General features: G+C 69.0%; 12 protein-coding genes and 1 riboswitch. Of the genes, 7 read left to right on the top strand and 5 right to left on the bottom strand.

Annotated elements, in window-relative coordinates; genetic code table 11:
* Positions 1-57: 57 nt before the first annotated feature.
* Positions 58-1,317, bottom strand: coding sequence for a PQQ-binding-like beta-propeller repeat protein (locus AB0C46_RS33365; RefSeq protein ID WP_362832439.1), 1,260 nt, complete (start codon positions 1,315-1,317; stop codon positions 58-60).
* Between the two features lie 716 nt (positions 1,318-2,033).
* Here AB0C46_RS33365 and trmB point away from each other — a divergent pair.
* The 3 genes from trmB (at position 2,034) to AB0C46_RS33350 (ending at position 5,828) form a co-directional block, all read left to right on the top strand.
* A complete protein-coding gene (trmB, locus tag AB0C46_RS33360; protein WP_362832438.1) occupies positions 2,034-2,942 on the top strand; it encodes a tRNA (guanosine(46)-N7)-methyltransferase TrmB in 909 nt (302 codons plus the stop codon).
* Positions 2,943-2,970: 28 nt separating this feature from the next.
* Positions 2,971-4,278, top strand: a complete 1,308-nt coding sequence (locus tag AB0C46_RS33355; RefSeq protein ID WP_362832437.1) for a PrsW family intramembrane metalloprotease — start codon at positions 2,971-2,973, stop codon at positions 4,276-4,278.
* A 161-nt stretch (positions 4,279-4,439) separates the two neighbouring features.
* Positions 4,440-5,828, top strand: a complete 1,389-nt coding sequence (locus tag AB0C46_RS33350; RefSeq protein ID WP_362832436.1) for a YDG/SRA domain-containing protein — start codon at positions 4,440-4,442, stop codon at positions 5,826-5,828.
* 62 nt (positions 5,829-5,890) lie between these two features.
* Here AB0C46_RS33350 and AB0C46_RS33345 read toward each other — a convergent pair whose 3' ends face one another.
* The gene (locus tag AB0C46_RS33345) at positions 5,891-6,523 is read right to left on the bottom strand and encodes an ATP-binding protein (RefSeq protein ID WP_362832455.1); all 633 of its coding nucleotides are present in this window, start codon (positions 6,521-6,523) and stop codon (positions 5,891-5,893) included.
* 217 nt (positions 6,524-6,740) lie between these two features.
* Between AB0C46_RS33345 and AB0C46_RS33340 the strand changes: the two genes are divergently transcribed.
* From AB0C46_RS33340 to AB0C46_RS33330, 3 genes are all read left to right on the top strand, one after another.
* A complete protein-coding gene (locus AB0C46_RS33340; protein WP_362832435.1) occupies positions 6,741-7,586 on the top strand; it encodes a helix-turn-helix transcriptional regulator in 846 nt (281 codons plus the stop codon).
* Positions 7,586-7,795 (top strand): DUF397 domain-containing protein, encoded by a 210-nt coding sequence (locus AB0C46_RS33335; RefSeq protein ID WP_362832434.1) that lies wholly within the window; start codon positions 7,586-7,588, stop codon positions 7,793-7,795. Before AB0C46_RS33340 ends, AB0C46_RS33335 begins: the two co-directional genes overlap by 1 nt.
* A 77-nt stretch (positions 7,796-7,872) precedes the next feature.
* Positions 7,873-8,175 (top strand): hypothetical protein, encoded by a 303-nt coding sequence (locus tag AB0C46_RS33330; RefSeq protein ID WP_362832433.1) that lies wholly within the window; start codon positions 7,873-7,875, stop codon positions 8,173-8,175.
* Between the two features lie 105 nt (positions 8,176-8,280).
* Here AB0C46_RS33330 and AB0C46_RS33325 read toward each other — a convergent pair whose 3' ends face one another.
* Positions 8,281-9,222 (bottom strand): aldo/keto reductase, encoded by a 942-nt coding sequence (locus AB0C46_RS33325; protein ID WP_362832432.1) that lies wholly within the window; start codon positions 9,220-9,222, stop codon positions 8,281-8,283.
* 229 nt (positions 9,223-9,451) lie between these two features.
* Positions 9,452-10,579 carry a M23 family metallopeptidase gene (locus AB0C46_RS33320; RefSeq protein ID WP_362832431.1) on the bottom strand — a complete coding sequence of 376 codons (1,128 nt, stop codon included), beginning with the start codon at positions 10,577-10,579 and terminating at the stop codon, positions 9,452-9,454.
* An 11-nt stretch (positions 10,580-10,590) separates the two neighbouring features.
* Positions 10,591-10,745: riboswitch (cyclic di-AMP (ydaO/yuaA leader) on the bottom strand.
* A gap of 284 nt (positions 10,746-11,029) precedes the next feature.
* Here AB0C46_RS33320 and AB0C46_RS33315 point away from each other — a divergent pair.
* Positions 11,030-12,169 (top strand): DUF2332 domain-containing protein, encoded by a 1,140-nt coding sequence (locus AB0C46_RS33315; protein ID WP_362832430.1) that lies wholly within the window; start codon positions 11,030-11,032, stop codon positions 12,167-12,169.
* A gap of 67 nt (positions 12,170-12,236) precedes the next feature.
* Here AB0C46_RS33315 and AB0C46_RS33310 read toward each other — a convergent pair whose 3' ends face one another.
* Positions 12,237-13,319 (bottom strand): PP2C family protein-serine/threonine phosphatase, encoded by a 1,083-nt coding sequence (locus AB0C46_RS33310; RefSeq protein ID WP_362832453.1) that lies wholly within the window; start codon positions 13,317-13,319, stop codon positions 12,237-12,239.
* Positions 13,320-13,592: the final 273 nt, after the last annotated feature.

Genomic DNA, 13,592 nt, shown 5'->3' with positions numbered 1-13,592 from the left:
CCCGGAAATCCGGGGGCGGAGGGACGGGAGCCGGGAGAGCCGACGCGTCGGGGGCCGTCAGCCGACCGGTGCCTTGAAGGCCTGCACGCTCGACTTGTCGTGGCTGAGCCCCTCGCCCTGGAGGAAGAGCGTGTTGGTGTGTCCGTCCCAGGCCAGCGACATGAGTTCCGGGGATCCCAGGCTGTGCTTCGGGTCGTAGAGCGTGCCCAGCACCTTCTCCTTGCCGTCCCGCACACCGATCGACACCAGCACCGGATCCTGGCCGACGGGACCGGCGGCAGGCGCACTCATCACCGCGATCAGCCCGTCGGTGTCCAGAGCGACGGGCGCCGAGGCCCGCTTCTTCCACAGCAGCTCCCCGGTCTTCAGGTCCATGGCCGCCATGCCACCCGAGCCGTAGCCGGACACCAGCACCTGCTCCTCCTCGTCGACGATGGTGTCGCGGGGCTTGAGGCTCAGGTCCTTCAGTTCGCCCGAGAGCTCGAACGTCTTGGCCGGCGCCCCGTCCTTGGTGTAGGTGGAAAGGGTGCCTTCGGCATCGATCACATTGGCCTCGGCGCTCATGCGGATCGTCAGGGGCCGGTCGGACAGAATCTCCCCGACCGCCCGGCCGTCGCCCGTCACCGTCGAATGGATGCCGCTGTACTCCAGGTCCTGGAGGGCCAGCTGCTTCTTCGGCTTCGCGTCGGGACAGTCACTGCCCACGGCCCGGTACTGCGGGCTCAGCCCCACCGTGGTGGTGCACTCGTGGCCGCGCGCGGTCAGTTCCCAGACCTTCGCACCACCGGTGATGGTGAAACCGGCGTACGTGTCCCCGATCGCGACGGCAACGACCTTCGAGTTCACCACCATCTGCGGGCTGTCCTCGCTCCCGCCGCCCTTGAGGTTCTTCGACCAGAGCGTGCGCCCGGTATCCGTGTCCACGACGGACAGGAAGGAGCAGTCGTCACCGCCCGCGTCGAAGACCACGGCGCCGACGCCGTCGTCGCTCGCGTCCTTGGACATGGCGCAGACCTCGCCCGCGCCCTTGGGGGTCTTGACCGTCCACTGCTTCTTGCCGGTCTTGCGGTTGTAGGCCCGCACGCCCGAGCTGTCTCCGTAGACGACATCGTCATTGTTGAACCACATCGACCGCAGGTTGTTCTCGTCCTGTCCCTCGCGGTCGGACGCGGGCGACGCTGCCTCCCACAGCCGCGGAATGGCGTTCGCGGGCCGGTCGGAGGCCGTATCGGCAGAGTCGTCCCCCGAGAGGAGGAAGTACCCACCCACTCCGCAGCCCACCAGCACGACCATCACGATCGCCAGGATGAGCGCCACGGGCGCACCGCTGCGCCCAGGCGCAGGGGGCCCGCCGGGCCCGCCCTGGAACTGCGGCGCCATGGGCCCCCCGGGAAACGGCGCCTGGCCGGGCGCCTGACCCTGATTCTGGGCGTACGGCGGGGGCGGCTGCTGGCCGCCCTGCGGTCCGGGCGGGGCGGGGTAGCCCTGCTGGGGCGGCCCCTGGGGCTGGCCCATGGGCGGGGGGAACTGCCCGCCCCCGGGCCCGGGCTGCGCGGGCGGAGCACCGTACGGACCGGGGCCGCCGGGCGGCTGGCCCGCACCGGCGGGCGGCTGGCCGGGGGCGCCGTACGCTCCCGCACCGGCCGGCGGCTGGCCGGGCTGCCCCTGGGGCGGGTATCCGGGAGCTCCCTCGTGTGGCCCGGGCTGCTGCCCCTGGGGAGGGCCGGGCGGCGGTGCGGCCTGGCCCGGTGCCGGCGGGCCGGCCGGCGGCGCTCCCGGAGCACCCTGGCCGGGCGGCTGTGGCCCCTGCGGATTCCCGGCGTACCCCTGGCCGCCCTGCGACACGATGGACCAACCCCCCTGTTTGTTTTGCTCACGTCAGCCCTGCATCGTATGCACGCCGCTCCACGCCACGCCAACCTCCCTTTTCACAAAGGGTTCCGTCCCGCCCGCCCCGGCCGGTGCCCCGAAAGCACCGGGTGTGCCCCGGTCCCTCCGCCCCCGGACCTGCGCCCCCGTAGAATCGACGCACTGTGTCCGAGAACCCCACCACCCCCGCCACCGCCGCCGCGAAACCAGACGCTCCGGTAGCCGCTCCCCTGGCTTCTCCCGCCCGGGAAGCCATCTCCCGGGAAGCCGACGCGCAGCAATCCGGCGCGCAGGAAGCCCGGAGCCTCGGCTCCACCGCCGTCTCGGCCGCCACCCCCCGGCGCGGGGAGCCCATGTTCCCCGACGGGACGGGCCCCGCGGCCGACCCCGCGGGTTCCCATCACGAGCGGCGGATCCGCTCCTTCCAGCCCCGCCGCAGCCGGGTCTCGCCCAGCCAGGCCGATGCGCTGCGCCGCCGGTGGCCGACCTGGGGACTGGACATCGACGGGCTCTCCCGGATCGATCTGGACGCCTTCTTCGACGGACGTCCGGTCGTCCTGGAGATCGGCTTCGGCATGGGCGAGGCCACGGCACAGATGGCCGCCGCCGACCCGGACACCGGCATCCTCGCCTGCGATGTCCACACCCCCGGGCAGGGCAATCTGCTCGGTCTCGCGGAGCGGAACGGCCTGTCCAACATCCGGGTGGCCAATGGTGACGCGATCATCCTGCTGCGCGAGATGCTGGCCCCCGCCTCCCTCGCCGGCCTGCGCATCTACTTCCCCGACCCCTGGCCGAAGAAGCGCCACCACAAGCGCCGCCTCGTCCAGCCGGAGTTCATCGCCCTGGCGACCACCCGGCTCGCGCCCGGTGCCCTCGTCCACTGTGCGACCGACTGGGAGCCGTACGCCGAGCAGATGCTGGAGGTGCTCTCCGCCGAGCCGACGCTGGAGAACCTCCACCCCGGCTATGCGCCGCGTCCGGACTTCCGCCCCCTCACCAAGTTCGAGGGCCAGGGCCTGGACAAGGGGCATGTCGTCCATGACCTCCTCTTCCGGCGCCGCGACACATAGGGCGAACGCCCCTCGCTAGGGTCGATGGGTGTACCTGTCCCAGCCGCCCCCGCACCCGCCCCACGCGCCTGCCCCTCCCCCGTACACACCTCACACCTACGCGTACGAGCCCTGCGCCGCGCCTGCCCGCCGCCGGACGGCGCCCTGGCGCAGCAAGACCCTCCGCGCGGTCGCCCTGGTGTCGATGTTCGCGCTCTCCGGCGTGATCATCATCGGCATGGTGCGCCAGGAGACCGGCACCGAGGGCTTCCTGGTCGGCCTCGGTCTGGCCGTCTTCCCGGTACCGCTTCTCGTGGCGGCGTTCTGCTGGCTCGACCGCGTCGAACCCGAGCCCTGGCGCAACCTCGCGTTCGCCTTCACCTGGGGCGCCTGTGCCGCGACCCTGGTCGCGCTCCTCGCCAACGGCTTCGCGACCGACTGGCTGGCCGCCAACATCGCCTCCACCTCACCCTCCGAGGCCGAGGCCTGGGGCGCCACGGTGATCGCCCCGGTCGTCGAGGAGGTGGTCAAGGCCGCCGCCGTGCTCCTCCTCTACCGCTTCCGACGGCGTGACTTCGACGGCATCACGGACGGCATCGTCCTCGCCGGTATCACGGCCACCGGCTTCGCCTTCACCGAGAACGTCCTCTACCTGGGCAACGCCTTCGGCGAGGATCAGTCCCTGGGCCACTCCGGACTGGACTCACTCACCGCCGGCACCTTCTTCCTCCGCATCATCGTCTCCCCCTTCGCCCACCCGCTCTTCACCATCCTCACCGGCCTCGCGTTCGGCATCGCCGCCACCCGCTACCCCCGCCGCCGCGCCGCCCGTATCGCGCTCGCCCTCCTCGGCCTGCTCACCGCCGTCCTCCTGCACGCCATCTGGAACGGCGCGTCCACCCTGGGCGACCTCGGCTTCCTCATCGTCTACGGCCTCTTCATGGTCCCCGTCCTCATCGCCCTGACCTGGCTGGCCATCTGGGCCCGCACCCAGGAACTGCTCTCCCTGCGCGGCTACCTCGCCCCCTACATCACCGCCGGCTGGCTCGCCCCCGCCGAACCCACCGCCCTCTCCTCCCTCAAAACCCGCGCCCTGGCCCGCGACCTGGCCCGCCGCACCCAGGGCCCCGCCGCCGCCCGCGCCGTCACCGAATACACCACCGTCGCCACCACCCTGTCCTTCCACCGCCGCCGGGCTTGCCTCTTGGGCCCCTCCCCGGACTTCATGACCAGAGAGCAGCACTTGTTGCAGCATTTGCGGCATTACCAGGCTTGGGGGCGGGCGGCGTTGGTGGATGCGTGGGTGGCCAGGGAGCAGCCATACGGCTCCGACGACTCGCGTAGCCGCAGCAGTTAACGCCTGCCCTGACTCGCGTAACAGCGGCCGCTCGCCACACTCCGCTCGTCTCCAGCGGGCCCCTATCTCCGTCGACAGTGGTGTACGGGCCACCTTTACTGGGCAACTAGCCCTGGTTTATGGCTAGTCCACCCGCACCTGAGATCGAGGGAAACACCAAGTTGTCCGAGACCCAGCAGGAACGTGCTACTCGCTTCCTGGAGGCTCTTGCCTCCCTGCCCCTCCATCGACCGTCAGGTGAACCATCGAGGGATCAGCCCATCGCACTCCTATGGGCGATCAGCCGTGCGGTCGAAGGTGCAGGCCGTCTCACCTCATGGAACAAGGCAAAGGCCGACCTTCGGGCCATGCTTACGGAATACGAAAAAGTAGATTCAAGCCCAACACCCGAGAGCACTTTTCTGGAGCTGCGCCAGTTCCCTTTCTGGGAGATTCTTGGCACGAATGGCGAGTCGCCGGACTTCGCGGATACCGACGCACTGGCATGGCTTTCCCAGCAAACACCCGAGGGCGGGCTGGAGACCTCTCTGCACGAACAGCTCACCTCGGATGAGGATCTATGCCGGAATGCAGTAAAACTGCTACACGAACGATACTTCCAGGACTATCGCCTTGATCTACTACTTCTGGAGGCAGGAATCCCTGGGGCAGAATTTGATGGATTCGGCCACCCTCCACATGTACGAGTGGGGGATACTTTCAAGAGGCGGCGGACACTAGCACGAGCAAGGGTCCACCGGCCCATCATGGCCGGCATTTGTGGAACGGGAGCCAGCGGCGCCGAGTCCATCGTCGTATCCGGAGGCTACGAAGACGATGAAGACCATGGCGAGGAAATAATTTACACCGGGCAAGGAGGGCGGGACGAGAAAACGAAGAAGCAATGCAAAGATCAAGAGCTGACCCTAGGGAATGCAGCGTTGGTCACCAGCTACTCCACTGGGACGCCCGTGCGCGTGATTCGCGGCTCAGGCGGTGACCGGCAATACTCACCAACGGCTGGGCTCCGGTACGACGGCCTCTACCGAGTGGAGGAATATTGGTCCCAACGCGGCGAATCGAACTTCCTCGTATGGCGCTATCGGCTCCGCTCTATCGACACCGTCGACAAACAGGCCGCCACGAACATCACTCACTCATTCCCGGCTGGCAATTCGAGCCCCGGGCGCAAGGAAACCTCCACTCAGCGCATCATCCGAAGCACTAAGGTGGCCGACTACGTAAAAAAGATGCACGCATACGCCTGCCAAGTATGCGGACTGCGCATTGAAACCCCCACGGGTGCCTACGCCGAAGCGGCACACATTAAGCCACTCGGCCACCCGCATAACGGCCCCGATGAGATCGATAACGTTCTATGCCTGTGCCCAAATCACCACACAGCCTTCGACTTCGGAATGCTGATCATTAACGATGATCGGACCGTTACGCAAAGAGGTTCCGAACCTCGAACCTACCAACTGCGCGAGATTCGCGGGCATACCATAAACACCAAATACCTCACGTATCACCGAGACCACCACGAACACATAAACGGCGCTACAGATTAGCCTTCCGCACCCCCTCTTCGGCGTCGATTTGCGAGAGAGGGGGTGCGAACCCAGCATCATCCCTAACCCGCGACTCCACACTCCCCCTCGAAGCGCATTTGCGCATAGTCGAGAACCGTATCTGGATCACGCCCCTGCGCCTGAAGCCAACGAAGAACTTCAGCAATGAGGCCGACAGCCGCCGCCTCCTGAGCAACGAAGTGCAGTGGCCTTCCTTGGGGTGCCCGACCCGGCAAGCCCTGACCAGAGGAGAGGGGCCCCTCCGCTCCCGCCGATTGCGGGCCGTCCGCGTCTCGGATGCGAGTCGTGCACGATGCGCTGATCTCACACCAGGTGGTTTTGCCGTGCGCGGCAACCGTCACTCCCCAACGGTCCGCCATGGCCGCCACGAGGCTCAGCCCTCGCCCAGTTTCCGAGGTAGGCGCGACCCCAAGGAGCCTTGGGAACCGTCCACTTTCCGCGTCTCGAACTGAAATGCGGAGATGCGCATCCCTCACCATGACCGACAGGACCGCAGCAGCCCCTTCGCCGACATGGTTGACGACGTTGGTGGCCAGTTCGCTGACGCAGAGCTGTGCCGCATCACCCACTCCCGCAAGCCCCCACAGTTCGAGGTAGAGGCTCGTCAGGCGGCGTAACTCAGCCACCCCTGCTGGCCTCGCGATGAAGGGATGGACCCACTCCGTACTCGGCATGTGGTGGGTGGCATTCATCTGGCCCAGCTCCTTTGCTTGCCCACGACCCCGACGTCACGCCTGGCCATCGCGTGATGACTCTCGGTTCCCTGAGAGCGATAGTGGCAGCGCGCATCCCTTCGTGCAATGTGCACAGCGGGATTCGCTCTATCGAGTGATTGGCCCGTACCTGCTCTCACGGCAAGAATGAACGCCCGCCAATACAAGGAGAGTTGCCGTGGCCGGTTCGCCCACCGCTCGTCGTCGTCGACTTGCGATCGAGCTGAAGAAGCTTCGCGAGGACCACGGACTCACCTGCAACCAGGTGGGCGAGTCACTGGACTGGAGCGGCTCCAAGGTCAACCGCATGGAGACGGGCCAAGGCCGCGTCCAACCGTCAGACGTTGATGCGCTGTGCCGCTTCTACAACACCACCGACGAGCTACGCGAACTCCTCAAGAGCCTTGCCAAGCACTCCAAGATGCGGGGTTGGTGGCACGCGTACGGCAGTGCCGTACCCACGTGGTTCTCCGTGTACGTCGGCCTTGAACAGGCGGCGTGCAGTCTGCGTACGTACGAGGCTGAGTTCGTCCCTGGGCTGCTGCAAACCGCGGATTACGCCAGGGAGCTCCACCGAGCCACGGCCCAGCCAAGCCCAGACGACGTCGAGCAGATGATCGCCGTGCGCATGGAGCGACAGGCGCTCCTCACCGGTCCCCATGCACCAGATTTGTGGGCGATCCTGCACGAAAGCGTCTTGCGGCATGCCATCGGGAACAGGGATGTGATGCAGGCCCAGTTCGAACGCTTGCTGAAGATGGCGCAGTTGAAGAACGTCACCGTCCAGGTGCTGCCGTTCAACTCAGGTAGCTACCCCGCAACGGGGGCGTACACGATGTTGGGGTTCCCTGAGCAAGAGGACCCGGACATCGTGTATCGCGATGGCCTGACAGATGCTGTCTATCTGGAGCAACCCAGCGACATCGCGCAGTATGCAAAGGCATTCGACAACTTGCGGGCACTGTCCTTGAGTCCGCAACAGTCCAGTGCCCTCATTACCGAAGCGATGCAAGGACTCACCTGATGACTCACACAGCGCCTCTCGTCTGGCACAAGAGCAGCTACAGCAACGGCTCCGGCGGCAACTGCATAGCGACGGCGACGCCCGACGGGTCCACCCTCCTGGTCCGAGACACGAAAGTTCCCGGGGGCCAGATACTCAACTTCACCTGCGAGGCGTGGCAGGAATTCGTCACCTGCGTGCAGCGCCCGGACTGGAGCGTCCGCGCCTAATACAGAGCATCGTGCGGGTCCCACGGACTCTCCACGTAAGGTCGTCGCAGTTGTCCCCTGATGTGGAGGTTTCCGTGATGGCCGGCGTACCGACGAGTGTGATCGCAGCAACCGGCCTGGTAGGCGGCTATGCCACCGCCCGCTGGACCAAGAAGCGGCCGCTCGGTGGGGTGGCGCTCGCTGCGGCCGGGGCCGTGGCGGCCAAGGGGTGGCAGCAGAAGGCGGGGAATGCGACGGCGGCGGCGTTGAGTGGGGCGTACGTGGCCGCGTTTGCCGGGTCGCATCCGTTGGCGAAGAAGATCGGGGCCTGGCCTTCGGTGTTTGCGGTGGCGGGTGGCGTGGCGCTCGCATCGTGGGTGGCAGTGGACCGCCGGAAGTAGAGCGAAAGCAGAGCAGGAGCAGGGGTAGAGCAGGAGCGGAACGCGAAGGAGGGGCGGGGCCTTGGCGGCCCCGCCCCTCCCTCGTCCCTCCCCGTCCTCCGTGGTTCAGGCAGACGCCTCGTTCAGGAGCGCCAGTTCCGCATCCGTCAGGGTCAGTTCGGACACCGCCAGCAGCGCCGGCAGCTGTTCCACCGTGCGGGCGCTGGCGATGGGGGCCACGACGGTGGGCTGGGCGGCGAGCCAGGCGAGGGCGATGGTGGCGGGTTCGGCCTGGTGGGCGGCAGCGACGGTGTCGAGGGCCTGGAGGACGCGGCGGCCGCGGTCGGTGTCCACGTACTTGACGGCGCCCCCGGAGCGAGCGCTGTCGACATGGGTGCCTGGGCGGTACTTGCCGGTCAGGAAGCCGGAGGCGAGGGCGAAGTACGGCACGGCGGCCAGGCCGTGGCGGGCGGCCACCTCGGCGAGTTCGCCCTCGTAGGTGTCGCGGGAGACCAGGTTGTAGTGGGGCTGGAGGGCGACATAGCGGGCCAGGCCCTCGCGGGCGGAGAAGGCCAGGGACTCCTCCAGGCGCTTCGCCGAGATGTTGGACGCGGCGATCTCGCGGACCTTGCCGGCCCGCACGAGGTCGTCGAGGGCGACGAGGAACTCCGGCACCTCGACCGACTCGTCGTCGTAGTGGGTGTAGTAGAGGTCTATGTAGTCCGTGCGCAGACGGGCGAGGGATGCGTCGACCGCGGACTTGATGGTGGCGGGGGACAGGCCCTTGAGGTCCGGGTGGGCGCCGACCTTGGTGGCGATGACGACATCGGAGCGATTGCCGCGGGAGGCCAGCCAGTTGCCGATGACGGTCTCGGATTCGCCGCCCTTGTTACCAGGGATCCACGCCGAGTAGACGTCGGCGGTGTCGATGAAGTTGCCACCGCCCGCCACGTACGCGTCGAGCACGGCGAAGGACTGGGCTTCGTCGGCCGTCCACCCGAAGACGTTGCCCCCGAGGGACAGGGGGGAGACGGAGAGCGAGCCGAGGGGCTTGTGTGTCGCGGTCATATCCAGGGGAGCGTCGGGGGAAGAGGAGTTATTCCTTCCTCTTCCCCCACGGTAACTCCCGTCAGACGCCCACGGGTTGAGCTGCCTGTTCCTGCACCGAGGGCGCCGGCCAGGCGCCGAAGCCGTCGGCCACACGTTGATCCCGTCGGTCACGCGTTGACCCCGTCAGGCACACCTCGCCCCCGTCGATCACACCTCGCCCCCGTCGATCACACGCCGACCCCGCCGGTCACACATTGATCCCATGATCGCGCAGCCACGGCATCGGGTCGACCGGGTCGCCGGCGTCGGGGCGCACCTCCAGGTGGAGGTGGGGGCCGGTGACGTTGCCGGTGGCGCCGACGCGGCCGATGACATCGCCGGTGTTGACCTTGCCGGAGGTCTTCACCATCGAGGACAGGTGGCAGAACCAGAGTTCGGTGCCGTCGTCGAGGGTGAGGACGATGCGGTAGCCGTACGAGCCGGCCCAGCCTGCCTGGGTGATGGTGCCGGAGTGCACCGCTTTGACGGGAGTGCCGGTCGGCGCGGCGAAGTCCTGTCCGGTGTGGTCCGCGGCCCAGCGGTCGCCTGCCTGGCCGAAGCTGGCGGTGAGCGTGTAGGAGGACACGGGAGCGATGAAGCTCTTCGCCAGTTTGGCGAGGCGTTCGGCCTCCGCCTTCTGACGGGCCGCTTCCTCAGCCTTGCGCTTGGCCTCCATCTCGGCCGCCTTCTTGGCTGCAGCGGCCTTTTCGGCCGACTTCTGGTGGGCGGCGGCTTGCGTTGCGGCCTGCTGGACAGCGGCCTGTTCGGCGGCGTCGCGGCTCTCCTGCTCGGCGGCGCCCTGCTGCGCGTCGGCCTGCTGGAGGATGCGGCTGCGCAGCGCCTCACCGGCGCCGGTGCCGTTAGCCGTGTCCGCGCTCGTCTGGGTGGCCCGGGTGAGCGGCCCGGAGGAGGCAGGAGCCGCGTCGCCGACGGGAGCCGAGGCGGCGTCGGCGGCTGCGGAGTCCTCGTCGGATATCAGGTCGCCGATGCCGGGGAGCGACTTGGCGTCCGGCATCTTTTCGGAGAGGTCGTCGGCCATCCCGCCGATGTCGGGCATCGAGATCGGAACCGGCGGACGGTCCTCGGCCGAGGCCATTCCGCTCGCGCCGACCGCCGCGATGACGCCGACACCCAGGACGGTGCCGCTGCGGGCGAGTCCGCCGCCACGCTGCTTGGCCACCCGGTGTTTGCCGCGGACGAAGCGCGTGGATTCGTCGGTGGGATTCCACTCCTCCCACGGTCCGTCGCCGTCGCCGGCACCGGGCCCAGGGAAGGCACCTCGGTCATCGAGCTCGTAAGCCGACGGAGAATCGGGGGCAGGCCTGTTGGACGCCACGGGGGCGCACTCCTTTCCTTCCTTCTCGCCTACCGGGTTAGCTGACGGGTTCGGAGCAGGAAGGTCTCCTACGGGCGCCCGCTGGCGGAGGGCGTCCGATTCACCCCAAGGAAGTGGTTCCCCGGTTCCCTTGGTGCAGTTCGAAGTGCTTGGGGGTGCGTGAAAAGCGCGTGCGGGATTCGGCGTCGGCGCGCGGTGCCGCCTCTTGCGACGGCTGGGACGACCGCGCTGCGTTATCGGACAGTAATAGAGATCGCGACCGAATTCCAAGCCTTCTCTCGAATCCTTATCGGGTCAGCACAACCTGTGGCGGCGCCTTTTCGGCCACCACGCCCACAAACCGGGCGAGTTGACCACCCGGCGCTAAACGATCTCGCGCGGATTGTGCACCAGTCGTTATGCGGAGGGGTGGCCCTCAGTTACGGAGGGTGAGAGCAGTAACGTCGGATCATGGTCGTCAACGTCGGGAACACCGGGAACGCCGGAAGTGCTGCCGGTTACGCGTGGGGAGTGGCGGAGCGGTACCGGGGGTTCTCCTGGCGGGAGGTGCGGGGCCGGTCGGATGCGCACGAGGAGCTGAGCGCGCGGATCAGCCAGGACGCGGAGCTCTGCGATCTGCTGTCGGGGTCGCTGCCCGCCGGCAACAAACAGCAGCCGAACCTCCTGCTCGCCGCCGTCCGCTATCTCGACGGCCCGCACGCCGAAATGGGCCCGCGCGGTGAAGCCGCGTACGGGCGCTGGCGCGAGTGGACGATCCGGCACTGGGACGAGGTACGCGCGGTGATCATGCAGCGCGCCACCCAGACCAATGAACCGGCCCGCTGCGCCACCCTGTTGCCGCTGCTTGCCCGTCTGCCGCAGCCGCTGGCGCTGCTGGAGGTCGGTACGTCCGCGGGGCTGTGTCTGCACCCCGACCGCTATCGCTACCGGTACGTGGGCGAGGGCGGGGACGGCGGCCGGGCGGGCGCCCTCCGGACCGAGGTGGGGGCGCCGGAGAGCCCACTGGTGCTCACCTGCCGTACGGAAGGGACGCCCGGCGAGCTGCCCGCCGAACTGCCCGACCGGCTGCCGCAGATCGTCTGGCGGGCCGGCATCGACCTGGACCCGCTCGACCCGGTGGCCGAACCGGACGATCTGCGCTGGCTGCAGGCGCTCGTATGGCCGGGCGACGGGGAGCGTGCGGCGCGGCTGTCCGCGGCCGTCGAAGCGGTGCGGTCGGCGCCGCGGCCGCGGATGGTGCGCGGCGATCTGATCGACGAGCTGCCCGCGCTCGCCGCCGAGGCACCGCCCGAGGCGACGCTGGTCATCTTCCACAGCTCGGTGCTGGCCTACCTCCCGCCCGCCCGCCGTCAGGAGTTCACACGTCTCGTCCGGTCGCTGCTCGACGGCCGGCCGGGCGGCGGCCACTGGATCTCCGACGAGCACCACTCCGTGCTGCCGTGGATCACCGGCCCCGCACACCGCTCGCCCCGCCCGGACGACGCGCTGCTGCTGACCCTCGCGCTCGACGGACGCCCGGTCGCACTCACCGGCCCGCACGGCCAGAGCCTGCACCGCCTCCCCGGGCCGGCGGACACCCCGGGAACCTGAGCGCGGCCCGATCCCCGTACACAGGGCCTGCCGGGCAACCGCCCACACAGCCCGCATCCATCGGCGTCTACACCCCCATCGGCCGCTGCACCGCCAGCAGGGCCATATCGTCGGCCGGCGCGCCGCCCGTATGGCGTGCGACGTCCTCGACGACGGTGTCCAGGAGGACGTCCGGGCCGGGGAAGCGGCAGCCGCGCAGTTTGCTCGACGGGTTGTAGAAGCGGCCTAGCAGGTCCCGGGCCTCGGTCACCCCGTCGGTGAAGAAGAGCAGCAGGGCCCCGGCCGGGAAGAACGTCTCGTCCGGCCGGTCCGGCCGGCTCACCATCCCGCCCAGCCCGAGCGGCAGCGCCGGCGCCGCGGGAGCCAGCTCGCGCAGACCGCCGTCCGGGGTGAGCAGCAGCGGGGACGGGTGGCCCCGGTTGAGCACCCGCAGGACGGACTGCCCGTCGGCGGGGATCTCGGCCAGTACGGCAGTGGTGAACCCCTCGGTCTGCTCCACCCCCTTGCGCCGCCCGCCCTCCCGCTGCAGCGCCCGCTCCAGCCGGCCCGCCACCGCCCCTAAGGTGCTCTCCTGTTCCGCCGCCTCGCGAAAGGCGCCGATGACGATCACCGCGGTCTCCACCGCCGCCAGCCCCTTGCCCCGGACGTCGGCGACGATCAGCCGTACGCCGTGCGGGGTGTCCTGCACGGCATAGAGGTCGCCGCCGATCCGGGCATCCGCCCGCGCCCCCACATAGCGGGCGGCGATGGCGAGCCCGGCGAGCTGTCCGGGAGGCATGGGCAGTACGGCTCGCTGGGCGGCCTCCGAGACGTCCCGTACGGAGGCCAGGCGGGCGTCGGCCGTCCGGACGACCCGGTTGATGCCGAGGGCCAGCAGGGCGACGACAAGGACCGTGACGATCTCCGTCACCGACTCGCTGTGGTCCTGCCCGGCGCTGCGGTAGGTGACGACCCAGATCTCGCCGAGCAGGGCGGCCAGGGCCGTGAGAGCGGTGCCGCGCAGGGAGGAGAGCGGCGCGGCGACCAGCGGGGCGGCAGAGAAGAAGGGGGCGGCCGTGTAGGCGGCCGGCGTCCCCATGTCGAAGACGACCCCGCCGACGATCAGGATGGCGGGAAGTCGGCGCACCAGCAGTCGGCCGAACCACGACATCCAGGAGCGGCGCTCCCCGCGCGCCCCGTCGCCCTCGGGGGGCGCCTCACCTCGGAGCATCCGCACCGGCCTCTTCCCACTCCCGCCCGTCCGTACGGGCACCGTCGTGCCGGTCGCCTCGACGTCCCCAGGCTTGCCGGTACGGGGCGGCACGGCGACTCGTCGGGGGCCGGACGGGTCACAAGACCGGCCGCGTCACAAGGGGAGGAGGCGGGGGCGGAGGCGAGGGGCGGGCGAAGGCGAAGGCGAAGGCGAAGGCCGCCGGGGAATAAC

This window comes from Streptomyces sp. NPDC048637 (assembly GCF_040650675.1).
Lineage (GTDB): Bacteria > Actinomycetota > Actinomycetes > Streptomycetales > Streptomycetaceae > Streptomyces.
This window is presented reverse-complemented; position numbering and strand designations above follow the sequence as displayed.